This window comes from Hymenobacter psoromatis (assembly GCA_001596155.1).
Classification (GTDB): Bacteria; Bacteroidota; Bacteroidia; order Cytophagales; family Hymenobacteraceae; genus Hymenobacter.
This window is the reverse complement of sequence record CP014771.1, coordinates 1552733-1575092: the sequence shown is the minus strand read 5'-3', so window position 1 is coordinate 1575092 and position 22360 is coordinate 1552733. Positions and strand designations below refer to the sequence as shown.

The 22360-nt window shown below is 60.6% G+C and carries 21 protein-coding genes and 3 pseudogenes; 14 read left to right on the top strand and 10 right to left on the bottom strand.

Features of this window, described 5'->3' with window-relative positions; all coding sequences use genetic code 11:
• Nucleotides 1–42 precede the first annotated feature (42 nt).
• The 6 genes from A0257_06745 (at nt 43) to A0257_06720 (ending at nt 5594) form a co-directional block, all read left to right on the top strand.
• Nucleotides 43–579 (top strand): hypothetical protein, encoded by a 537-nt coding sequence (locus A0257_06745; GenBank protein ID AMR26835.1) that lies wholly within the window; start codon nt 43–45, stop codon nt 577–579.
• Nucleotides 580–684: 105 nt separating this feature from the next.
• On the top strand, nt 685–1104 hold the full coding sequence (locus A0257_06740) for a hypothetical protein (GenBank protein ID AMR26834.1): 420 nt from the start codon (nt 685–687) through the stop codon (nt 1102–1104).
• Between the two features lie 258 nt (nt 1105–1362).
• Nucleotides 1363–2613, top strand: a complete 1251-nt coding sequence (locus A0257_06735; GenBank protein ID AMR26833.1) for an amidohydrolase — start codon at nt 1363–1365, stop codon at nt 2611–2613.
• A 239-nt stretch (nt 2614–2852) separates the two neighbouring features.
• Entirely contained in the window at nt 2853–3563 is a 711-nt protein-coding gene (locus tag A0257_06730) for a thiosulfate reductase (GenBank protein AMR26832.1), read from the top strand.
• A 28-nt stretch (nt 3564–3591) separates the two neighbouring features.
• Entirely contained in the window at nt 3592–4458 is an 867-nt protein-coding gene (locus A0257_06725; protein AMR26831.1) for a hypothetical protein, read from the top strand.
• 236 nt (nt 4459–4694) lie between these two features.
• The gene (locus A0257_06720) at nt 4695–5594 is read left to right on the top strand and encodes a transposase (GenBank protein ID AMR29651.1); all 900 of its coding nucleotides are present in this window, start codon (nt 4695–4697) and stop codon (nt 5592–5594) included.
• Between the two features lie 69 nt (nt 5595–5663).
• Here the strand turns inward: A0257_06720 and A0257_06715 are convergent, their stop codons facing one another.
• Entirely contained in the window at nt 5664–6059 is a 396-nt protein-coding gene (locus tag A0257_06715) for a hypothetical protein (protein AMR26830.1), read from the bottom strand.
• Between the two features lie 283 nt (nt 6060–6342).
• Here A0257_06715 and A0257_06710 point away from each other — a divergent pair, with 283 nt between their 5' ends.
• Both A0257_06710 and A0257_06705 read left to right on the top strand, forming a co-directional pair.
• The gene (locus tag A0257_06710; GenBank protein ID AMR29650.1) at nt 6343–7113 is read left to right on the top strand and encodes a methyltransferase; all 771 of its coding nucleotides are present in this window, start codon (nt 6343–6345) and stop codon (nt 7111–7113) included.
• A gap of 10 nt (nt 7114–7123) precedes the next feature.
• Complete coding sequence (locus A0257_06705) at nt 7124–7534, top strand: hypothetical protein (GenBank protein AMR26829.1); 411 nt, start codon at nt 7124–7126, stop codon at nt 7532–7534.
• Between the two features lie 46 nt (nt 7535–7580).
• On the opposite strand, the gene A0257_06700 is transcribed toward A0257_06705, so the two are convergent.
• A complete protein-coding gene (locus A0257_06700; GenBank protein ID AMR26828.1) occupies nt 7581–8231 on the bottom strand; it encodes a hypothetical protein in 651 nt (216 codons plus the stop codon).
• An 80-nt stretch (nt 8232–8311) separates the two neighbouring features.
• Here A0257_06700 and A0257_06695 point away from each other — a divergent pair, with 80 nt between their 5' ends.
• Complete coding sequence (locus A0257_06695; protein AMR26827.1) at nt 8312–9997, top strand: ubiquinone biosynthesis protein; 1686 nt, start codon at nt 8312–8314, stop codon at nt 9995–9997.
• Nucleotides 9998–10021: 24 nt separating this feature from the next.
• Nucleotides 10022–10636, top strand: a complete 615-nt coding sequence (locus tag A0257_06690; protein AMR26826.1) for a restriction endonuclease — start codon at nt 10022–10024, stop codon at nt 10634–10636.
• A gap of 193 nt (nt 10637–10829) precedes the next feature.
• Here A0257_06690 and A0257_06685 read toward each other — a convergent pair whose 3' ends face one another.
• The 3 genes from A0257_06685 to A0257_06675 form a co-directional block, all read right to left on the bottom strand.
• A complete protein-coding gene (locus A0257_06685; protein ID AMR26825.1) occupies nt 10830–11573 on the bottom strand; it encodes a hypothetical protein in 744 nt (247 codons plus the stop codon).
• Nucleotides 11574–11577: 4 nt separating this feature from the next.
• Nucleotides 11578–12222 carry a hypothetical protein gene (locus A0257_06680; GenBank protein ID AMR26824.1) on the bottom strand — a complete coding sequence of 215 codons (645 nt, stop codon included), beginning with the start codon at nt 12220–12222 and terminating at the stop codon, nt 11578–11580.
• A 106-nt stretch (nt 12223–12328) separates the two neighbouring features.
• On the bottom strand, nt 12329–12682 hold the full coding sequence (locus tag A0257_06675; GenBank protein ID AMR26823.1) for a hypothetical protein: 354 nt from the start codon (nt 12680–12682) through the stop codon (nt 12329–12331).
• 236 nt (nt 12683–12918) lie between these two features.
• Between A0257_06675 and A0257_06670 the strand changes: the two are divergent.
• Nucleotides 12919–15027, top strand: a pseudogene (locus A0257_06670) (RNA degradosome polyphosphate kinase).
• A gap of 434 nt (nt 15028–15461) precedes the next feature.
• Here A0257_06670 and A0257_06665 read toward each other — a convergent pair.
• A pseudogene (locus tag A0257_06665) lies at nt 15462–16361 on the bottom strand (phosphatase).
• Nucleotides 16362–16742: 381 nt separating this feature from the next.
• Here A0257_06665 and A0257_06660 point away from each other — a divergent pair.
• Nucleotides 16743–17171 (top strand): transposase, encoded by a 429-nt coding sequence (locus tag A0257_06660; protein AMR26822.1) that lies wholly within the window; start codon nt 16743–16745, stop codon nt 17169–17171.
• A gap of 74 nt (nt 17172–17245) precedes the next feature.
• On the opposite strand, the gene A0257_06655 is transcribed toward A0257_06660, so the two are convergent.
• From A0257_06655 to A0257_06640, 4 genes are all read right to left on the bottom strand, one after another.
• Entirely contained in the window at nt 17246–18052 is an 807-nt protein-coding gene (locus A0257_06655) for a hypothetical protein (protein AMR26821.1), read from the bottom strand.
• A gap of 66 nt (nt 18053–18118) precedes the next feature.
• Nucleotides 18119–19348 carry a hypothetical protein gene (locus A0257_06650; GenBank protein ID AMR29649.1) on the bottom strand — a complete coding sequence of 410 codons (1230 nt, stop codon included), beginning with the start codon at nt 19346–19348 and terminating at the stop codon, nt 18119–18121.
• Nucleotides 19349–19643: 295 nt separating this feature from the next.
• The gene (locus A0257_06645; protein ID AMR26820.1) at nt 19644–19967 is read right to left on the bottom strand and encodes a hypothetical protein; all 324 of its coding nucleotides are present in this window, start codon (nt 19965–19967) and stop codon (nt 19644–19646) included.
• Nucleotides 19968–20117: 150 nt separating this feature from the next.
• Complete coding sequence (locus A0257_06640) at nt 20118–20879, bottom strand: hypothetical protein (protein ID AMR26819.1); 762 nt, start codon at nt 20877–20879, stop codon at nt 20118–20120.
• 169 nt (nt 20880–21048) lie between these two features.
• On the opposite strand from A0257_06640, the gene A0257_06635 reads away from it, so the two are divergent.
• Nucleotides 21049–21954: a band 7 protein gene (locus tag A0257_06635; GenBank protein AMR26818.1), complete on the top strand. Its 906-nt coding sequence runs from the start codon at nt 21049–21051 to the stop codon at nt 21952–21954.
• 22 nt (nt 21955–21976) lie between these two features.
• A pseudogene (locus A0257_06630) lies at nt 21977–22357 on the top strand (AraC family transcriptional regulator).
• The last annotated feature ends 3 nt before the right edge of the window (nt 22358–22360 follow it).

The window sequence follows — 22360 nt, the reverse complement described above, 5'->3', positions numbered from 1 at the left end:
CTTATTTTTAAATTTTCAAAAAAAAAGCTAGCGCTAACGTTCATGGGTCGTCGCTCCATTCCCTCCAATTCCCTTGCGGCCACCGTGCGCAGGTATTTTGGTCTTACCCAAACCGAACTGGGCCAGTTGCTGCACCTCACCAGGGGCCAAGTAGCGCACGTAGAAGCCGGGCGGCATCTCTTTGCGTCCACTACTGAGCAGCCACTGTTAGCGCTGGCCACGTTGCTGCCAACGGCCAGTGCTCTGGCCGACCCCGCCGCCCACCTGGCCCCGCCCGATGCCGCCCCGCTGGCCGCCCGCCTCGCCTACTGCCAGCACCACGCCCGCCAGCTGCGCCGCCAATTAAAAACCCTAACCCAGCAGCTGACCATAGCCCGCCGCTGGCAGCAGGCCCTACCCCCCCTGCTGGCCGCCGCCCCCGACGCGCCCGCCCGCGCCTGGCTGCTGCGCCGCCAAGAGCAGGCCACCGCCGACCTCGACGGCGAAACCGCCGCCCGCTACCACCTGCTGCGCCTGCGCGCCGAAGCCCTCGAAGCCGAAGCCGCCGGGCTGGCCGCGCTGCTGCCGCCCGCGGGCTAGGGATGGTGGTCGCTAAAAAAAATACTGGAAAAGTTTGCATAGGAAGTATTCGGCTATCTACATTTGAAGCGTATTCATTTTTTCTTCATCAAACTTTTTTTAAGAATGGCCCTCGATTTAACCTTGCTCACCACCAAAGCCGAGTGCGACGAAGCCCTCGCCGACCTCGCCACCGAGCTGGAAACCTACCAGCACCGCAACGACAACCTCGATTACGCGGCCAGCCAGGCCGGCCGCACCCTCGGCGACGTAACCGCCCGCCTGGCCGGCGTGCAGGCCGAAATCGACTCGTACACGGCCATGCTCAACGTGCCTAATGTGCTGACCGCGCTGAAAAAGCAAACCGAAAGCCGTCTGCGCCGTGCCAACTACCGCAAGGATAACCTAGCCGAGCGCGGCCAGGCCCGCACCGGCAGCGCCGCCTTCCTGGCCGCCGTCGATACCGAGCAGGTAGCAGCCCAGGTGGCGACCCTCACCAGCGCCCAGCAGGCCGTGACGACCCGCAAAGCCGCGCTGCCTAACTAAGTTGGCAGGTCGTTTTGGCTAGGAAAGGCCGCTCCGCTTGCCGGGGCGGCCTTTTTTTTGGCAGCGCGGGGCGCACCTCACCCCCTAGCCCCTCTCCTGCGGAGAGGGGGAACTAGCTCTAGCTCTAAAAACTAGATGCTAAGACTAAAAACTAGTTCCCCCTCTCCGCAGGAGAGGGGGCTAGGGGGTGAGGTTACCCACGGAGGGCGACCCAAACAAAGCGTACTTTGCTACCCCCCACCGACTCCCGCCAAAAAAATGCGCCTGCTCCTCCTCCTCTGCTTGCTACCCCTGCTCAGCCCCGCCCAAACGGCCACGCTGCTGCACCCCGCCGCCGTGTTCGACGGCGAAACGCTGCACCCCGGCTGGGCCGTGCTGGTTGAGGGCGACAAAATAACGGCCGCCGGCCCGGCTGCCCAGGTGAAGGCCCCGGCCGGCGCGCGCACCCTGGAGCTGCCGGGCCTCACGCTGCTGCCGGGCCTCATTGAGGGGCACTCGCACTTGTTTTTACACCCTTATAATGAAACCAGCTGGGACGACCAGGTGCTGAAAGAGCCCCTGGCCCTGCGCACGGCCCGCGCCACCGTGAGCGCCCAAAAGACGCTGCTGGCCGGCTTCACCACCAGCCGCGACCTCGGCACTGAGGGCGCGGGCTACGCTGATGTGGGTTTGAAGCAGGCCATCAACGAAGGCATTATTCCGGGGCCGCGCCTGCTGGTGGCCACCCGCGCGCTGGTGGCTACGGGCAGCTACGGCCCGCACCTGGCCGCCGTCGAAAACCTGCCCCAGGGTGCCCAGGAGGCCGATGGCGTGGACAACCTGGTGCGGGCCGTGCGCGAACAGCTGGGCCACGGCGCCGACGTCATCAAGGTGTATGCCGACTACCGCTGGGGTCTGAACAACGCGGCCGAGCCCACGTTTTCGCTCGAAGAGCTGACGCTCATCGTGCAAACGGCCCGCTCGGCCGGGCGGGGGGTAGTGGCCCACGCCAGCACCGCCGAGGGCATGCGCCGCGCCGTGCTGGCCGGCGTCGAAACCATCGAGCACGGCGACGGCGGCACGCCCGAAGTCTTCCGCCTGATGAAGCAGCGGGGGGTAGCGCTGTGCCCCACCGTGGCCGCCACCGACGCCACCTCGCAATACAAAGGCTGGAAAAAAGGCCAGGAGCCCGCGCCCGCCCGCGTGGTGGTCAAGCACCAGGCCCTGGCCGCCGCCCGCCAGGCCGGCGTGACGCTGGTGATGGGCGGCGACGTGGGCGTGTTCCCGCACGGCGACAACGCCCGCGAAATGGAGCTGCTGGTGCATGACTACGGCCTCGCGCCCCTGGAAGTGCTGCGCCAGGCCACCAGCGGCAACGCCCGCGTCTTCCACCTCGCCGACCGCGGCCGGGTGGCCCCCGGCCTGCTCGCCGACCTCGTGGCCGTGGCCGGCGACCCCACCCAGCAGGTGGAAGCCCTGCGCCAGGTGCGCCTAGTAATGAAAGGCGGCGTGCTGTATAAGCAGCCCTAGGGCCGAGGCCAATCAGGTGTCATTGCGAGCGAAGCGCGGCAATCGCACCAGCAAGATGGCTGAACGACTGGCGTGGGTGTCGTTTAGGTGCGATTGCTTCGCGAGCTCGCAATGACAAGCGCCTTTTGCGTAAGTCCTGTAAATAAGGGCGCGGCCTGTAAGGTTGCTTCTGGTAACGCGTCAATGCTCCTGCCAGCCGGCTTCTTACCTTCGTAAGGGCTTACGCGCCGCTGCTCTTTATGAAAAAACTCGTTGAAAAACACCCGCTGGCCATTCGCTGGTTTCACTGGGTCAACTTTCCGGTGCTGATGCTGATGATATGGAGCGGGCTTTGGATTTACTGGGCCAACGACGTGTACCGCATTGGCTGGGGGAATACCACGCTCTACAAGTTTTTTCCGAAGTCATTCTATCAGTTTGTGCACCTCGACCACAAGCTGGCGCAGGGCATGGCCTGGCACTTCGTACTGATGTGGGTGTTTTTTATCAATGGCTTGCTCTACGTCGGCTACACGTTTCTCTCCGGCGAGTGGCGCTACCTGCTGCCCAACCGCGACTCTTTCCGCGAAGCCATTGAGGTGACGCTCCACGACCTGGGCCTGCGCAAAGCGGCCCCGCTGGTGCAGAAATATAATGGTGCCCAGCGCATTGCCTACACGGCCGTGCTGCTGATGGGGGTAGGCTCACTGCTCACGGGCCTGGCCATTTACAAGCCCACGCAGTTTGGCTGGCTCACGAATTTGCTGGGTGGCTACGGCGGGGCGCGGGTCGAGCATTTCGTGTTGACTATTGGCTACGTGCTGTTTTTTATCGTGCACGTGGCGCAGGTGGGCCGTGCCGGCTGGAACAATTTCCGCTCAATGGTAGCTGGCTTTGAAATCGAAGACGTGCCCACCGGCGGCGCGGCCGGCCCCGTGCTGGCCCAGCGCGAGCCCGACGCCAAGGCGTAGTCATTAACCCGTTATTCTACCCGAAATTATGGCTCTAGAAACCCCGCCTACCCCCTCCGAAACGCCCATTCCGCCTCACGTCTCGCCCGATAGCCAAGACCTGACGCTGCCGCCCGGCTCGGCCCTCGACCGCGAGGCCACGCGCCGCACCCGGCGCTCGTTCATCGGCCTGGGGCTGGCGGGCCTGGGCGGCGTGCTGGGCTGGCGCTACCTGCTCAACCGGCCTCAGATAGAGGGCGTGCCCGCGCCTTTTCGCCGGGTGCTCAATGCCAACGGCCGCCTCACGCAGGACTACCTGCGCGAAACGCGGCTGGCCCCCGAGTTTGCCAAAAGCCAGGGGGTAGCGAAGGTGCGCACCAACGGCAGCGCCGGCCTGGAGTCGGACCTCGACCTCGCCGCCTGGCGCATGGTGGTGAAACCCTACGGCGGCGGCCCGGCCCAGCAGTTCACGCTGGCCGATATTCAGGCCCTACCCCGCGTCGAAATGACGACCGAGCTTAAGTGCATCGAGGGCTGGAGCATCGTGGTGAACTGGGCCGGCGCGCGCTTCTCCGACTTCCTGGCCAAGTATCCGCTGGCGAGCCGTAGTGGCCAGCCCGTCAAGGATATAACCAACCCGCCCGCCGACCTGGCACCCTACGTCAGCCTCGTTACCCCCGACGAAGAATACTACGTGGGTCTCGACATGCTCAGCGCCATCCATCCCCAAACGCTGCTCTGCTACGAGATAAACGGCCAGCCGCTGAGCCTGCCGCACGGCGCGCCGCTGCGCCTCGTCACGCCTCTCAAATACGGCATTAAGCACCTCAAGCGCATCGGCACCATCGCCTTCGCCGACACCAAGCCCGCCGATTACTGGGCCGAGCAGGGCTATGACTGGTACGCGAGCCACTGAGCTGCAACACGAATCAGCGCAGAACGTCATGCTGAACGCAGTGAAGCATCTCGCTTGAATCGATAGGGTTATTAACTTAGGACTTACGCACTTGGTGGTAACTTGAGAAAAAGCCTAGCCCAATGGTGACGCAAGCAACCTACATCGAGTACCTGCTCAGTACGCCCCGCAATTATACGTGCACGCACCTTGCCGAGCACTTGCCGCAGGTGAGCCACGACCAAGTGAACCGGTTTTTGCGCCGCAGCTCGTTCTCACCCACGCAGTTGCGGGAGTTGGTGCTACCCTTGTTGAGTGACTCGCCCGAGGCCTTTTTGTTCGTCGACGACAGTGTGCAGGACAAGCGCTACAGCCGTTTTATCGAGGTGGCCAAGCGCCAGTACTCCGGCGCCGCCCACGGCTTGGTGACCGGCATCTGCTTGGTCAACCTGGTGCACAGCAGTGGGGAGGCCGGTGATTTTCTGCCCCTGGACTACCGCGTGTACGCCCCGCAGCAGGATGCGCTGAGCAAGAACGAGCATTTCCAGGCCATGTTCGCCCACGTGGTGGCCGAAGACAAAATCCAGGCCCGCACCCTCTTGTTCGATGCCTGGTACAGCGGCAGCGAGAACCTGAAGCGCATTCACCGCGCCGGTTGGACGTTTTTCACGACCCTGAAAAGCAACCGGTTGGTGAGTGCGAACAAGGAGACGGGCTATCAAGCCCTGGACGCAGTGGACCCGCCGCCGGGCGGGTGGAGCACGGGGTTGGAAGTGCGCTTAAAGCAGGTGCCGTTTGCGGTGCGTTTGTTCAAGCTGGTCGCCGCCAACGGCGACATTGAATGGGTCGTGACCAATAACTTCGCCTTCACCCTGACCCAGCAACTCGTCGAAGTCACGACCCGCACGCGCTGGCAGGTGGAAGAGTTTCACCGCAGCTTCAAGCAGCTCACCGGGGCTGAAAAATGCCAGTGCCGCCGTGCCCAGGCCCAGCGCAACCACTTGGCTTGTTGCTACCTGGCCTGGGTGTCCTTGCGCCAGTTTGCCCGCCAAACCGCCCAAACCCTGTACCAAGCCCATCAGCAGCAGTGGGCTCCTTATCTGCGCCAGTTGCTAGCCAAACCCCTCATTCCAGCGCTAATACCGACGAGTGCGTAAGTCCTATAACTCTAACGACTGCTTACGAGATGCTTCACTGTGTTCAGCATGACGTTCTTTTAGGGATATTTACATCACTACACGTAGCTCGTAGTGCTCAGCCTTAGGGTCTTGCGCGTTGGGCACGCGCCAGGCACCGACGCGGCTGGGGCCGTAGCCGAGGTTGACTTTCACCCACTCGTCACGAGTTGGGAGCAGGGCCAGAATATCCTGGGTGAGCTTATCTACCGCATCTTGCGCATCCTGGTGGCGCAGGGTCAGCTCGTCGGCGTGCTGGTCGAACGAGCCGGTGGGCGGGCGCTGCTCGAATTCGGCGGCCGACTGCGCCACGGCCGCATCGTGGGTCGCCTCGTTGCGCTCGGCCACGCTGAGCTTGCGCAGGTCTTCTTTGGCGGCGAGGTAGGCTTCTACTTTCTCCACGAGGGGCTGGAGGTCGGGATTGAGGTAGTCGAGGTTGGAAGCCATTGGCGAGGGGCGGGGATAAGAAAGTTAACGGGCTTGGGGTCAGGCAGAGGGGGTAGGGACCGGCTTATTGCGTTGGCATTTCTCGCTGCAATATTTCACCTCCGGCCAGTTGTTGCGCCACTTCTTGCGGTACTCGAAAGAGAGGCCGCACGTGGTGCAGGTTTTGGTGGGAAGCTGGCCTTTTTTCTGCGAAGGGACCATGAGGAAAAGTAAAAAGCGAAAAGCTGGCGGACCTTTGCTGGCCGGCCCGGCGCTGTTTACGTTCAACCGCGCAGTTTTGGCCATGCCTACCCCCCTCCGTATGCCCCACCCCGCCCCCGACCTCATCGGCCAGGCCCTGCTCGACTACCAGCACGGGCACCACGCCGCCACGCTCACCGTGCAGTGCAGCGCCGCCGATGACGAGCCGCTGCCCGCCGCCTATTTCTTCCGCACCCTGCTGGCCATGCCCGAGCTGGAACGCCAGGCCCTCGACGAATGCCGCGGCCGCGTGCTTGACCTGGGTGCCGGCGCCGGCTGCCACTCTCTGGAGCTACAAAGCCGCAATTTTGCCGACGTGCGGGCCGTGGACCACTCGGCCGGTGCCGTGCAGGTGATGCAGGCGCGCGGCGTGCGCCAAGTGGCCCAGCACGACATTATGGCCCCGCGCGGCCCCGACGAACGGCCCTACGACACCATTCTGATGCTGATGAATGGCCTGGGCCTGGCCGGCACCCTCGCTGGGCTTGATAAATTTCTGATGCACACCCGCAGCCTGCTCGCACCCGATGGCCAGATTCTGGCCACGTCATCCGACATCAGCTACCTCTACGAAGACGAAGAAGGCGCGCTGATTTTCAACCTCAACGGGCCGTACTACGGCGAAATCAGCTACACTTTTCAGTATAAAGACCAGACCGGTGAGCCGTTTCCCTGGCTCTTTATCGACGCCTCCCTGCTCGAAGACGCCGCCCGGCAGGCCGGCTATGAGGTCGATTTTTTGGGTGAGGAGGAAAACGGCCAATACCTGGTGCGCCTCACGTTGGTTGGTGGCTTCGAGCCCGTTATTAATTAGCTAACTTCTTATGAATCATAGTCAAACTTACACCGTGCGCTGGGCCGAGCTGGACCCCAACGGCCACATGCGCCACTCGGCCTACGCCGATTTTGCCGCCGACCAGCGCGTGCATTGGCTCGCCAGCCTGGGCTACACCGTCCAGAAATTTGCCGAGCTGCGCGTCGGCCCCATTCTTTTTCGGGAGGAAACCAAATTCCTGAAAGAGTTGCACGGCGGTGAAAGCATTCGCGTGGAAGGGGTAGTAACGGCCGCTACTCCTGACGGTGCCCGCTGGACTATCCTGCACACCATCTACAAGGCCGATGGCCGCGTGGCCGCCACCGTGGAGGTCGATGGTGCCTGGCTCGACCTCGACCGCCGCAAGCTCACGGCCCCGCCCGCTGAGCTGGCCCAGGCGCTGGCCGTAGGAAAGGAGTAAAAGCAGCCTGTCATTGCGCTCGCAATGACAAACGTGCCCTACCCCCTCATTTCAGCACTTTACCAATGCGGTTGAGTTGCTGCTGATGGTGCAGCGTATGGTCGAGCACCGACGTCACCGTTTGGCCAATGGTGAGCCAGCCGGCGCGCGGATGCCGAAAAACCGTGTGGTTAATCTTGGTGCCCGGAAACTCGTGCAGCACCTGCTCCAGCTCGCGGCGCACGCCGGCCCACTCGGCCCGCAGGGCGGGCAGCGGCGCGATAGTTTCGGGCGCGGGCGGCGGCGCCAGCAGCGGCGGCACCTTGAATTTGAGGCCGGGCAGGCGCAGTGCCAGTCGCAGCAGCAGCGCCCGCAGGCGGTTTTTGTACGAGCCGGGGCGCAGCGCGCCGGTGTCGGCGGCCAGCGTTTTACGCAGCGCCTGCACAATCCTGTTTTCGGTCGTCAGCAGGTGGTGAATGACCTGGGCGGCGGCCCATTCGCCGGGCACGGGCGGCGTGTGAGCACGCGGCCCCAGCGCCTCGGCCGTGGCCAGGGCATGCTCGGTAGCTAGGTCGAGCTGCTCAAACAACAGGTGTAGGCGGTTGGTCATGGGCGGGTAGGAGAGAGGGGGTAGGGCGGCAAGAACCGCACTGGTTTCCGCCCACCGGCGCTCCGCTTCGGGTTGCTGGCCGGCGGCGTAGCTTTGGGCAAAAGGCAAGTCCTTATACGCAAGCCAACCCCGGCAGGACTTACGCCGGGCTGCCGCTTGCCTCAAAACCAGCTAATCGCGCCGCGTTCGTGCTATTTAAGAACACAATTTCCAACCTCACGCGCATTCGGCAAGTGGCCGAAGTCTTGCTGCGCTACGGCTTCGAGGACGTGGTGACGACCACGCCCCTGCGTCGTCTCGTGAGCCAGAGCCGCCGCCTGCGCTGGCTGGAAAACGACGACCGTCCGGTATTTGAAACTACCCGCTGGGAGCGCATCCGGCTCATCATTGAAGAGTTAGGGCCGACCTTCATCAAGCTGGCCCAGGCCCTGAGCAACCGCGCCGACCTGCTGCCCCAGGCCCTCATCGACGAGTTTGAGAAGCTGCAAAGCAACGTGCCGCCCTTCCCGGTCGAGGAAGCCCGCCAGATAATTGAGGCCGAGCTGGGCCGCCCGTTGGCCGAGGTCTTCGCCGAGTTCGACAACGTGCCCATTGGCTCGGCCAGCATCGGGCAGGTGCACCGGGCGCGGCTGCAAACGGGCGAGGAAGTCGTCATTAAAATTCAGCGGCCTGGCGTGCGCGAAAAAGTGGAGGGCGACCTGCGCCTGTTGAACGAGCTGGTGCGCCTCACGGCTGGCTTCCTGCGCAACCAGGGCCTGGCCAACCCGCAGGACGTGGTGGATGCCTTCGAGCGCAGCATGACTAAGGAGCTGGACTATACGTCTGAGGCCCGCTCGATGGAGCAGATGCGCAAGCTCTACGAGAATTATGAAACCTTCTACATTCCGCAGCCCTACCGCGCGCTGAGCACGGCCAAAATCCTGGTTATCGAGTTCATAGATGGCTGTAAGATAACCGATAAGGCGCAGCTGCTGGCCTGGGGTCTGAGCCCCGAAGTGGTGGCCGAAACGGGCATGGACATCTACCTGACCCAGATTTTTGAGTTCGGGTTTTTCCACGCCGACCCGCACCCCGGCAACGTGCTCGTGCGCCCCGACGGCACGCTGGTGCTCATCGATTTTGGCATGGTGGGCAAGCTCACCAAACAGCAGAAATACGCCTTCGCGGGCGTGTTTATCGGCATGGCCCGGCAGGATGCGCGCAGCATGGCCCTCAACTTCCGCCGCCTGGCCCTCAGCAGCGACATCCCGGATATGCGCGCCTTCGAGGCCGACCTGGGCCAGCTCATCGAAGATTTCGCGGTGCTCGACGTGCAGGATATGAGCATGAGCGACCTGGCCGATTCGCTCCAGAATATTATTTACCAGTATAAGTTGCAAGTGCCGGGCGCGGTGTTCCTCATTCTGCGGGCGCTGGTTATCCTTGAAGGCATTGGTAAAGTGCTGCATCCCAGCTTCAATACCTTCGAATTCGTGCGGCCCTACGGCGCGCGCATTCTCAAAGAGCAATACTCGCCGGCCAATCTGCTCAACGAGGCCGAGTACACCGGCACCCAACTGTTGGCCCTGCTCCAGACCCTGCCCACCGACCTGCGCCAGATAACGCGCAAAATCAGCAAGGGCGAGCTCCGGGTGAAGGTGGAGCTGAGCGGCTACAACACGCTGCTGCGCAAGGCCGACCAACTGGTGAGCCGCACCATCCTGGCGCTCTTGATGCTGGGCAGCCTCATGTTCGCGGGCTTCAGCCTGCTGGGCCACTACCCCCCCCAAATGCCTTATTATCGTGGCCTGCCCGTCATTACCTGGTACAGTCTCGGGGCCACCGCCTTTCTACTGTTGCTGCTAACCCTACCCCGCCGCACCCGGCCCGAGTAGCTTTCTTTGGCTTATCTTGCTGATATGACGCCCACGCTGCCCCCCGTTATCACCGACATCTCGCAGCTCGACCTGAGCCAGTCGTACACGTACGCCGATTACCTAAGCTGGAAATTCACGGAATACGTGGAGCTGATACGCGGCAAGGTGATGCGCAAAATGTCGGCCCCCGTCACCGCGCATCAGCAATGCTCGATGAATTTCTCCGGTGAGTTATACACTTACCTCAAAGGAAAAACCTGCCGCGTTTTCGCCGCGCCCTTCGATGTGCGGCTGACCCGCAGCACCGGCAACGGCGACGCGCAGGTGCGCACCGTGGTGCAGCCCGACCTCTGCGTGGTGTGCGACCCCGCCAAGCTGGACCGCCGCGGCTGCCTCGGCGCGCCCGACTGGATTATCGAAATCATCTCGCCCGGCACCGCCGCCTACGACAACCATATTAAATTCGACCTCTACGCCGAAAACGGGGTCAATGAGTACTGGATAGTGTCTCCCGGCGAGCGCAACATCTCGGTTTACACGCTGCAAGACGGTGATTACCAGCTCCAGGGCGACTACTACGAGCCCGGCCTGGTGCCCTGCCGCACCCTGCCGGAGCTGCAAGTGCAGTGGGCCGACGTGTTTGAGAACGTGGGGTAGAGAGGGGGTAGGGCACCCGGCGAAGGCTTGCGACTCAGCTACCTGGCGGCTGCGGTATGCTGCGCCCGCAGCCACTCGCGCAGCCCAGCCGGAGCCAGCACCCCCACCGCCGGCCCGTAGCTGAGCAATTCCATGCGCAGGTCGTGGGTGTCAAAGACCGTGAGCGCCAAGCGAATTTCCTCGTCATTTTGCGTCAGCACGCGTTGGGAGGTGTGTAGGGGGTAGGCCAGCATATAACGCCCCTGCACCGGCTCCAAGCGCAGGATAATTTCCCGCGGCTCCTTCTCGTCAGGCCGAATAATACGAAGGCATTTTCGTAGTATGCAGCCGCATCGAAGCCAGTGGGCGGCCCAAACGGCTGCGTTGTCAGGCGCAACGCGCTAATGCGGTCGAGCCCGAAGCAGGCCAGCCAACCGCTACCGGCCATCGTGGCCAGCACGTACCAGCGCCCCCGAAACTCCTTGAGTAGCAGCGACCCCGCGGTGCGCGCCACCGCCGCGTCTTCCCAAAATTTCTGGTACTGAAACGTGACGAGCTGGCCCGCCTGCGCTGCCCGCAGCAGCGGGCGCAAGTGCTCCAGGCCCTGCGCCCGGCGCGTTTCGGGCTGCACGAGCTGCCCCAGCGCCTGCGGCAGCCGCAGAAACTCCTGCCGCGCCACGGCTTCGAGCAAATGCCGCTGGTCGGCTAGCTCCGGCTCTGTCGCGGTGATGCGATAGCCGCCCAGCCGCCGGTCGTACTTTATGGTGATGCCGTACTGCTCGGCAATCACCGAGAAGTCGCGCTGAAACGTGCGCAGCTCGTAGCCGCCAAAATCGCCTACCCCGGTTTCTTCCACCAAGTAGCGCTGAATTTCCGGGAAAGCAAATGCCCGCCCCCGCGTCGTCTGAAGCCGCTGTATCAGGTGATAGTGGCGGAGCAGGTGCGCGTGGGCAGGCATCGTCTTAATCTAAGGTGACTTTGTTAATAATTGCTTGAAAATAGTGGTTGATATTATTTCGCCACAAATAGCCAGGATGATAGGTGCGGAAGGCTTGTCCAGCATTTGGGATAGTTAAGGTTGCTAACTGCCTAACCGAGAAATTATCCATTATAGGGTAAAATTCAGGATTGTGAAACACCTCAGCAATAATGCTATCATAATTCGGCCCTGTAAAGAATAAGGCGATAGTTGGCTGTAAAATAGACAGTTCCTCTTGAATAACATCCAACTCTCGCCGCTCTACTTCATGAATAATATTAGAGGGAAATCCTCTACCTGCGTCCTTGCCAATTTTTACGAGATTATTCCAAAGTAGATGAATGGTCTTGGATGGGTAGCGTTCCTGCAACATAGAAATAAAGCGGGCTACACCATTCCAGAATTGCCCGCCATATCTTTTATAGTCACCACTGTTAAAAAACTTGTCGTAGTAACCCAAAATAGCATCTGTATCTCCGTGGAAGCTTTCATACCAACTGTTAGTTTCTTGACCAAAGATGACAATTTTGATATCGGCGTTTTGGTGGGCTTGCTCATTACCAACTTTTAATAACAAGGGGCTTGCAGGAAGCTCTTCAGGTTTGGCATCCTGCAGAATAGGCTGCATTGCAGAAGTTAGCCCTTGCCATTTCGAATCGTAAAGAGCGTGAAGTTTTTGATTAATTGTCATGATTATATCGTAAAAAAATTATTATATAAAATATCAAAGAAATTTATTTTACAATTTCTTTATAATAATTCCCTCTATCATTGGGGGGTATTCGTAAAATTCCCTGCCGCACCGCCCAAGCCAAAAACCTGCCAACCTCCTCCTTTCGGCCAGCGCAATGAGCAACGTGTTCAACTGCTGCTTTATATCCTGCGCGCAGCAATGTTTCCCATGCTACCCCGTGCCATTGGTACTGCCAGGCCACCGACGCAATAAATTGCAGCAGCTTTTCCTCATCTTCGGCGAGTAGGCCCAAGGGCTCGCCGGCGGCGAGGCTTTGGAGCAGGGGTAGGAACTGGGCGCGGTCGGCTTCCCAGGTGGGGTTGGCGGGCCGGCGTGATAGCTTTAATTGACGCATCTGAGAAAAACGTAGGGTGAGGAGTGAGGTAGGGGTAGGAGCGTGACAAAAGTGCGACCTCACTACGTCAAACCGTGTCGTTTTCAGCTTGCCCCCAACTTTTCTTGTATAGCTACGGCCCAGCTCCCCGCCCCACGTCGTTATTTTGTTTATTCGGAAGCTATTCCGGTAGATTGCTCACGCCCCGCGCCGCCCGAATCCGCAAAGTCCGCGCCATCTGCTAAATCCGCGATTTTATGAAGTTATTTAAATCCGCCGACCTTATCCGCAAAAGCAAGTACATCAGCCGCGACCTGAGCTGGCTGCGCTTTAATTACCGTGTGCTTGACCAGGCCAAGGACCCTGGCCGCTCGCTGTTTGATAAGCTGCGTTTTTTGAGCATCACCAGCTCGAATCTGGACGAGTTTTTCATGATTCGGGTCGGCTCGCTCTACAATTACCTCGACTATGGCAAGGAGCGCGTCGACTACTCGGGGCTGCGCGAATTGCCGTTTCGGCGCAAGCTGCTCGACTTTGCGCATCGCTTCGTTAATGACCAGTCATTGACCTACTTAAATGAGCTGAAGCCGCAGTTTGAGAAGAACGGTTTCAGCATTCGGCGGATGGAGGAGCTGACCGAGATTGAGCTGAAAAAGGTCGAAGGCTACTTCAAAAACACGGTTTTCCCACTGCTCACGCCGATGGTGTACGACTCGTACCACGGCTTTCCGCTCATCATCAACCAGGTGCTGACCTTTGGCGTGGTCACGCGCGAAGTGGGGGGTAGCGAAGGTGCCCCGGCCGCCACTATGCTGCCCGACCTGGAGCGGGGCCAGGAGCGCCTCACGTTCGTGCAGATTCCGCAGAACCTGACGCGGTTTTTCGAAATCACGCGCAAGGACCGGGTGGTGTTCGTGCCCATCGAGGAAATCGTGCGGGCCAACTTGCCCAAGCTGTTTCGCAACGTCGAAATCGTGTCGGCCGACCTGCTGCGCATCACCCGCAACGGCGATTTTACACTGGAAGAATCGGAGGATATCGACAGCAATTTCATCAAAGAAATTCAGACCGGCCTCAAGACCCGCAAGCGGGGTAGGGTGGTGCGCGTGGAGGTCGAGCCCGACGCTTCGGCTTACCTCATGAACATCCTGCGCGAGCGCTGGAACATCGACAACGGCAACATCTTCGTGATTCCGGTCTTGCTGGATATGAAGGGATTAAACCAGATTTTGCGCTACCCTTCCTTCAAAGGCAAAGGCGCGAAGCTGCCCGCGCCGGTGCTGCCCCTGAGCCTGCCCGAAGGTGCCGAGGACAACATGTTCGAGTACCTCAAGCACCACGACGTACTGCTGCACCACCCCTACAACAGCATCGAAACCGTGGTGCGCCTGCTGGAGCGCGCCGCCGAAGACCCGCAGGTGCTGGGCATCAAGCAGACGATTTATCGCCTGGCCGAAGACTCGCGCGTGACTGCCGCCCTGCTTAAGGCGGCCGAAAACGGCAAGCACGTGTCGGTGCTGTTTGAGGTGAAGGCGCGCTTCGATGAAGAACGTAATATCCGCGAAGGCGCGCGGCTCGAAAAGGCGGGTTGCTTCGTCATCTATGGGGTAGGGAAATACAAGACCCACACCAAGATGCTGATGATTATTCGCAAGGAAGGCGAGAAGGTGACGCGCTACGTGCATATCGGCTCGGGCAACTACAACGAGCAAACCTCGCGCCTCTACACCGACCTGAGCATGCTCACGACCAACGACACGTACGGCCACGACGTGTCAGAATTCTTCAACGTCATCACTGGCCACTCGCAGCCCGACGACTACGCGTACCTCATCACGGCCCCGCGCGACATGCGCCAGCAGCTCATTCACCTGGTGCGCGAGGAGGCTAAAAATGCCAAAAAAGGCCTACCCAGCGGCATCGTGATGAAAATGAACTCGCTGGAAGACCGGGAGTTAATCGATGAGTTTTACAAGGCCAGCAAGGCCGGCGTGCCCATGCGGTTCATCGTGCGCGGCATCTGCTGCCTGCGGCCGGGCCGGGCGGGCCTGAGCGAGAATATCGAGGTGAAGAGCATCGTGGGCGAATACCTGGAGCACGCGCGCCTGTTCTATTTCTACCACGGCGGCGAGGCCAAGCTCTTCGCCGGCTCGGCCGACGCGATGGTGCGCTCCTTCGACCGTCGCATCGAGGCGCTGTTTCTGATTGTGAACCCGCAGCTGCGCCGCGAAGCCATCCAGATTTTGCAGCTCAACCTGCTCGATAACCTCAACAGCTACGTCATGCGCGAAGACGGTGCCTACATCCGGCAGGTGCCCGCCGTTGGCGAAGCGCCCGTCAACATCCACCGCGACTTTTACCGCCGCCCCGACGACGCGCAACTGGCCCAGGCCACGCCCGAAGGCCTGCTAGCCCTGCTCCACGAGCAGGCCGCCCAGCGCCTCCGCCTGGCCGCCGAGGTCGTAGCACCCAATCTGACCGCCATTGACGTCGAGGCCGATAGCTTCGGCCAGGGTGATGCCATTATGGAAGATGAGGTGGAGAACGAAGCTGATATCGCCGCTATCGTCGTGGACGAGGGGTAGGGAGCTTTTGTCATTGCGAGCGCAGCAACGCGAAGCGCGGCAATCTTTCCTAATCGTCGGGATAATAATCCTGGCGTGAAGGAAAGATTGCCGCGCTTCGCTTTGCTCCGCTCGCAATGACAGACGAGGGTAGGCGACTACACCAGCGGGCCGTTTTCCACGTCGGCCACCGGTAGGATGCTGGGGTGCACGGTGGGGCTGATTTCGTCGAAAAATTGCTCGAACAGCGCTTGCAGCATGCCATCTTTCAGGCCGATATCGGGCACTATCATGCTGCTGACGCCGGCCCATTCCATCGCGGCGAGGTAGATATGGCCGGCGGGCACGATGACGTCGGCGCGGTCGGGGTTGAGCATGGCCACGTTCACGCGCTCGTTCATGCTCATGGCGCCGAGGCGGTCGAGCAGGGCCTGCACGCTGCGCTTGGTCACGGGCTTGTTGGGCGAGGCCGGCGACATGCTGTAAAGCTTGTTGATGTTGCCGCCCGTGCCGATGGCGCGCGTGACGTGGTAGCGGCGGGCGTTTTCGCGCACCCAGACCTCCATGCGCTGCCACAGGCCATTCATTTCCTCCACCGTGCGGCCGCTTTCCTCCTGCTGCATGCGCCGGATGGAACCGATTTCGAACGACTGCGCGGCCACCTTGCGGCGGTCGTGGTAGATGTTGAACTCGGTACTACCCCCCCCCACGTCGATATGCAGGTAGTGGCGGTTGTCTTCGAGCAAGTGCTCAATCACGCGGTTGATATACAAGGCTTCGGCCTGGCCATCAATGATGTGGATGTCCATGTCCAGCTCCTGCTTGATGCGGGCGGCAATGGCCGCGCCGTTGCTGGCCGTGCGCATGGCCGAAGTGGCACAAATGAGGCAGTGCGACACCTCATGCACCTCCATCAGGAGCTTGAGCGCGTGCAGAAACTTGACGAACTTATCGGCCTTGCGCGGCGGAATTTCGCCGGTGGCAAACACGTCTTCGCCCAAACGCAGGGGGTAGCGCACGTACTCAACGCGCTTGAGGCGGTAGCGCCCATTAAAAAAAAGCACCGCCGAAATCTGGCAGCGCACGGCGTTAGAGCCAATATCGATGGCGGCGAGCTTGGTTAGCTGATACTCCATACCGCAAAGCTAACCGCAGATTCAAACGGATTTAGCAGATTTCGCGGATACATTGCTACGCGGCTGGCTGCGCGGAGCTAGTTTTCGCTGTTTATGAGGTTAACGACCAGCGTGGCCATCACGTCTTTGTCCTCGGGGCGGCTCTCGGCGATGAGCAGCGTGAGGGCCACGAGTGCATTATCGGCCAGCCGCCGCGCGCCGTCGGGCAGGTAGAGGCAGCCGTTACGGTCCAGAAAATACACGAACAGGAAGGCCGCGATGCGCTTATTCCCGTCCGAAAAGGAGTGATTTTTTACTTTTCAGGTACGCTAGTTAAAGCTATGCCCTTTAGGGCAAGACTTTAGTTGCTACTCCCTTTTGGCAGTTGGGTAGCTTTGCGGCATGAAGCAGCGCACAGGTAGTCACTCGGTTCATAAGCTAGATGTGCATTTGGTCTGGAGCACGAAGTACCGCTACAAAGTCTTGGTGGGGGAGGTGCAACTGCGTTGTCGGGACTTGTTGCGGCAAACCTGTAATACGTTGGATGTGCAGATTCTCAAAGGGGTGGTGAGCAAAGACCATATTCATCTACATGTGTCGTATCCGCCTTTCTTGAGTGTGAGTGACCTCATGCGCCGGCTAAAAGGACGAAGCGCCAAGCTCCTGTTGCAGGAATTTCCCGAACTCAAGCGTCGGTATTGGGGCGGGCATTTTTGGGGTATTGGCTACGGAGCGTGGAGCGTAGGAAATATCACGGATGACATCTTGGAGGCGTATTTAAACCATCACAAAGACCAGCCCAACGGGGACGAGAATTTCATTCTGGAATAACCTACTTTAGTAGCTGGCTTTCAGTCGGCTTTAGCCGAAACCGCCGAATTTCATTCGCCCTTAAACCTATGGACTTACAGTCCATAGTCTTTTAGTATGAAATACAGCAGGTTAACCGCCTTTTCTTCCACGCTCGGATACATATCCTGTCCGCCAAAACTCTGGTAGATAGTGCGCACCGAGCTTTCAAACGACCGGTCCTTTTCGCGTCCAAACAGCTCGGAGCCGCCAAACTGCCCGCGCAGCGCGTCTATGGCCCGCATGGCATCTTCGTAAGTCAGCTCAAAGTTGGCGTCGGCGGCCGGCGCTACCGTGTCGCGAGCCACGCGCAGGCGCTGGTGGTCATACTGGTCGAGCACGTCGAGGGCGCGCGCGTAGTCGCCCAGGATGCGCAGCAGCGCGTCGGATTGGTCGGCGGTTAGCTCCTGGCCCCTAGCCACTTCAGCTTGCAGCTGCACGAGGCGCTTGAGGTCGGCCAGCTGGCGGGCGCTTTCACGCAGGCGCTTCTCATTCAGCGCGTAGCCTTGCACCAGGTACTGGCGCAGCACCTGCGTGGCCCACTGGCGGAAGCTGGTGCCGCGCTTCGACTTTACCCGGTAGCCAACTGAGATAATGACATCGAGATTATAATACTTGGTACGGTAGGACTTGCCATCGGCGGCAGTTAGTAAGGATTCCTTACTAACTGCTTTTTCCTCTAATTCATGTTCTGTAAAAACATTACGTAGGTGCATCGTAACGTTTGGCCGGGAAACATCAAATAACTCTGTCATCTGCGCCTGCGTCAGCCACACGGTGTCGTGGTCGAGCTGCACGTCGAGCTGGATTTGTCCGTCGGGCGACTGGTAGAGGAGAATATCGGAGGAAGTAGCGGGCGTCATGGGTGGGGGGGTAGGAAAATTGGCCCGCTAAGGTATAGCTTTCCCTTCCTTTAGCAAAAGCAATTTCTAAAATACTTCCCCCAGGTTCAGGGCTAGGCCGTGTGAGCCGTCGAGCCCGAAGGCGTAGTCCACGGCCAAGTTGGTGCGCGAGGACTTGTTGAGGCTGAGGCGCAGGCCGCCGCCCACGGCCGGCACTACCTTTTCGAAAGTGCCATCTATAACGCGGCCGTGCAGCACACTCAGTTCGGTTACACTTTGGGCATTGGTGAAGACCACGCCGCCGAGCAGGCGGTTGCGGGTGATGCCGAAGCGGTATTCGGCTTCAGTGTACACGAAGTTTTTGCCCCGAAACCGGCCCTGGATGAAGCCACGCCCGGTGTTGCCGTACATATCCCAGCCCGTGGCGGGCAGGTCCAGAAAAGGCGGATTACCGTTGAGGGTGAAGGTGTTATATGACCACAGCGCCAGGATATTGGGCGAATTGGGCGAAGGGTGCAGGTAGAAGCGACCTTCGAGCAGCAGGGTCTGGTAATTCGTGTCGCTGCCCAGCCCTTTCAGATTGGGGCGATACTGCACGTTGAGCAGGTAGCCGCCGGCCGGGTTAATGGCGTTGCCCCGGTTGTCGTGCAGCAAGCTGAGAACCGGCCCCGACGAGATGGACCGACCCGACACGCCGTAGCTGTAGCGCGAAATAGAGGTGACTTCACGCCGGCTGTTGCGGCTCACGATGCCCCAGTGGTCGTCGAGCTGGTAGCCTACCCCCACGTACCAGGCCGGGGCCACGCGCCGCAGGCCGCTCTGGTAAAACCGGAAATACTGGTAGTCCATCGACACCACGCCGCCGGTGGTGGAAGTGAACATGCCCAGGCCGTAGGTGCTTTGCGGATAGTGCATGACGCGCCAGTCGCCCACAAAATCCCAGGCATTATTGGGCTGCCAGATAGACGAAGCCAGCGTGAAAATAAGCTGGTCATTAAGCGTGTATTCGGCCGCGCCCACCACGGTCGAGACGTTGGCCGCGGGCCGCTGGAAAGCCAGGTCCAGCGCTACTTCGGCCACGCCGCTGGTTTGCTGCGAGTAGCCCACCACGGGCACCAGCAGCAGCATGCGGCGGCCCCGCTGCAAGCCCAGCGAGTCGTGGACCGGAATGCGGGCGTAGAGGCGGTGGCCAAGGTCGGCGACGTCGAGCGGGGCGGGCGCGTCGGCCGGGTGCAGGCCGGGCGAAACGATGGTCTGCGACCAGCCCGTGGCTGCCGCGGCCACAACTAGCAGCAGCCCGCCGGCCACGCGGGACAGCCAGTGCCTGAGAAATAAAAAATGGATGTAATTCAAGAAATTGCGAAAACCGGCTGCCGCTCGTCGGCACCTCCAAGGTAGCAAAGCTGAAAGGCTTTCACTACTCAGACTCCAAAACCCGGCAAAGGTTAGGGGGTAGGCCACCAGGCAGGGCAAATTATCGGCCAGCGGGCCCGCCACGTCGGCGGGGCCGCGTGGGACGTCGCTTGCTTATCGGTGCGGAAACCCAGGCCGAACTGCACCCGGCTGTTTTTGGGTGACACCTGGTAGGATACGGAAAAGGCCAGCGTTTCGACTACCGGAGCCAGATAAAAACCCCGTCGTAGCCGGCGGCTGGGTTAGCCCTGCTCCAGCACGAGCTTGAGGACTTGGTGGCGGCCACCAGCTCATATTCCAGCGTGCCCAGGGCCTGGTTGCCGCGCAGTTGCAGCTTGGCCAGGCCATGAGCCGTTTTCACCAGCTGTTGGCCTAGGTGCAGGGGCAGCAGCACCTGCGCCTGCGGCATGGCCCAGGGCAGCCACTGCTGCACATCCTGCATGAAATCAAATGCTTTGGCCACCGGACAGTCAACGTCAATGGCGTGAACCACGGAAACGGCGGGGGTAGCGAGTAGGCACATAAGAGACGCAGAAAAAGGCGAGTGAGCGGGGATAAGTAGTCAAATTAAGAAACCTAATTTGATTATATGTTTATTTATTAGCTAGATATTTACTTTTACCTGTTCAACAATGAAAAATCTTAGTTAAGTGCAAAGTGCCACGCTGGCCCGCTACGTACCCGGCGCAGCCACGCCCAGCGCGCGTAACTGGCTGGCGTACTTAGCATAAATAACCCGTAAATCGGCGTTGTGCTTGGCGGCGTCCACGCCCTGGCTGGTATTGGCCGCGTGGAAGCGGTGCAGGTGGCTGCAGTGCGCGCACACCACCGGCAGGTGCCCGGCCAGCAGAAAGCGCACGTATAAATCCAAATCCTCGGCCATCGCCAGCTCGGCGTCGTAGCCGCCTACTTCGTCCAGCAATTGCTTGGTATAGCACACGTTACCCTGGATGAAATGCTCGGCTTGGAAGATGGCCGTGAGCATGGCCGTGGGCGAGTCAAATTTCCAGGCATAATAGTCTTCGCCGGGCAGGTAGCGGCCGTGCTCATCCACGCGCAGGAAATCGGCCACCAGCCAGGGCCGGCCGGGGTGCGCCGCAATGGCCGCGCCGTAGTGATAGAGGGCGCGTTGCAATAGCAGGTCATCGTCGTCGAGGGGCACCACCCAGGCGTCGGCGGGTGCGTGCCGGCTCAACTCATTGCGGGCAAAGCCGGGGCGCTGGCGCTCGGGGTGCTGCCAGTGGCGCAGGGGGGGATAGGGCTGAGCGGCGGCTTCGGCGAGGTAGGTGGTGGTGCCATCGTCGGGACCATTCTGGTAAATGAGGTGCTCAACCGAGAAATCGAGCGGAGCCGAAATGCTGGCGCGCACGCTGGCAATGGTTTCGGGCAGCAGGTCGCGGCGCCGGTGGGTAGGGGTAATGACGGTAAAATGCATAAGCCCTTCATTCGGGTGAGGCCGGCGAAAAGTTGCGTTTGGCGGCTTGGTGGGGGTAATGCTGGACTGGTATTCAGCGAGTAAAAGTTGAACGGAAACACCCGCGCGTACCTTCGTTCAACGCTGGGCGGGGGCAAGCCCCGCACCCTACTTTATTCCCTTTTTTCTCATGCTGCTTATTTTTTTAGGGTTTATCGCGCTCATTCTGGGCTTTAATGCCAACCGCTATTCCGAGGGCTTTGCGCGGTGGCGCGGGGCGCTGCTGGTGCTGGGCGCGGCGCTGCTGGTGCTGGGCGCGGTGTCGAGTATGGTGGTGCAGGTGGGGGTAGGGCAGGTGGGCGTGCAAACGCTGTTTGGCAAGGTGGAGGGCCGGGTGTTGCAGCCGGGCCTGAGCGTGGTGAACCCGCTGGTGAGCGTCACGCGCTTCGACACCCGCACTCAGAACTACACCATGTCGGCGGTGCGCACCGAGGGGCAGCAGGCCGGCGACGATGCCATCCGGGTGCTCTCGGCCGATGGGCTCGAAGTCGTGATTGACCTCACCGTGCTCTACCACGTGGTGCCCAGCGAGGCCCCCAAAATCCTGTCCACCATCGGCGAAGACTACCAGGAGAAAATCGTGCGTGCCATCGCCCGCACCCGCATCCGCGACAATGCCGTGTACTACGACGCGGTGGCGCTGTATTCGACGCGGCGCGAGGAGTTTCAAACCCGCATCCTGGCCGCCATCGAGAAGGATTTTAACAGCAATGGCCTTAAGCTCGACCAGCTCCTCATTCGCAACATCCAGCTGCCCGAGTCGGTGAAGCGCAGCATCGAGAGCAAGATTTCGGCCGAGCAGGACGCCCAGAAAATGCAATTCGTGCTGCAAAAGGAAAAGCAGGAGGCCGAGCGCAAGCGCGTGGAGGCCCAGGGCATCGCCGACTACCAGCGCATCGTGAACACCGAGCTGAGCGACAAGCTCTTGCAATACGAAAGCATCAAGGCCCAGCAGGCCATCGCTACCTCGCCCAATGCCAAGGTCATTATTATGGGCAAGAGCAACGGCGCGCAAGTGCTCATCGGCGATAAGTAGGGGGGTAGGGGCCGCCGGTAACGCCAACCGCTTCTACCACCGCCAGTTCCTAACCCGGCGCACGGCCGAGCACGACCTGCTGAGCCGCTTTGAAGGGCTGCTGCGGGGCTATTTCGTACGGGCCGATTCCCTACCCCTGCCCACGGTGCAGTACTTCGCCGATGCGCTGCACGTGTCGCCCGCCTACCTCGGCGATATGCTGCGCACTCTCACCGGCCAAACCACGCAGCAGCATATCCACCACCATCTAATTGAGCAGGCTAAACAGCTGCTGCTCAGCACTTCGCTTTCCATCAACGAGACGGCTTTTCGGCTGGGGTTTGAATACCCGCACTACTTCAGCCGGCTCTTCAAAAGCAAAACCGGCCTGAGCCCGGCCGCCTTCCGCTTCTCAGCGCAGTAATCA

Coding starts and splice junctions, on each gene's coding strand:
- A0257_06745 (AMR26835.1), top strand. CDS start 43: ATGGGTCGTCGCTCCATTCCCTCCAATTCCCTTGCGGCCACCGTGCGC.
- A0257_06740 (AMR26834.1), top strand. CDS start 685: ATGGCCCTCGATTTAACCTTGCTCACCACCAAAGCCGAGTGCGACGAA.
- A0257_06735 (AMR26833.1), top strand. CDS start 1,363: ATGCGCCTGCTCCTCCTCCTCTGCTTGCTACCCCTGCTCAGCCCCGCC.
- A0257_06730 (AMR26832.1), top strand. CDS start 2,853: ATGAAAAAACTCGTTGAAAAACACCCGCTGGCCATTCGCTGGTTTCAC.
- A0257_06725 (AMR26831.1), top strand. CDS start 3,592: ATGGCTCTAGAAACCCCGCCTACCCCCTCCGAAACGCCCATTCCGCCT.
- A0257_06715 (AMR26830.1), bottom strand. CDS start 6,059: ATGGCTTCCAACCTCGACTACCTCAATCCCGACCTCCAGCCCCTCGTG.
- A0257_06710 (AMR29650.1), top strand. CDS start 6,343: ATGCCTACCCCCCTCCGTATGCCCCACCCCGCCCCCGACCTCATCGGC.
- A0257_06705 (AMR26829.1), top strand. CDS start 7,124: ATGAATCATAGTCAAACTTACACCGTGCGCTGGGCCGAGCTGGACCCC.
- A0257_06690 (AMR26826.1), top strand. CDS start 10,022: ATGACGCCCACGCTGCCCCCCGTTATCACCGACATCTCGCAGCTCGAC.
- A0257_06685 (AMR26825.1), bottom strand. CDS start 11,573: ATGCCTGCCCACGCGCACCTGCTCCGCCACTATCACCTGATACAGCGG.
- A0257_06680 (AMR26824.1), bottom strand. CDS start 12,222: ATGCAGCCTATTCTGCAGGATGCCAAACCTGAAGAGCTTCCTGCAAGC.
- A0257_06675 (AMR26823.1), bottom strand. CDS start 12,682: ATGCGTCAATTAAAGCTATCACGCCGGCCCGCCAACCCCACCTGGGAA.
- A0257_06660 (AMR26822.1), top strand. CDS start 16,743: ATGAAGCAGCGCACAGGTAGTCACTCGGTTCATAAGCTAGATGTGCAT.
- A0257_06655 (AMR26821.1), bottom strand. CDS start 18,052: ATGACGCCCGCTACTTCCTCCGATATTCTCCTCTACCAGTCGCCCGAC.
- A0257_06645 (AMR26820.1), bottom strand. CDS start 19,967: ATGTGCCTACTCGCTACCCCCGCCGTTTCCGTGGTTCACGCCATTGAC.
- A0257_06640 (AMR26819.1), bottom strand. CDS start 20,879: ATGCATTTTACCGTCATTACCCCTACCCACCGGCGCCGCGACCTGCTG.
- A0257_06635 (AMR26818.1), top strand. CDS start 21,049: ATGCTGCTTATTTTTTTAGGGTTTATCGCGCTCATTCTGGGCTTTAAT.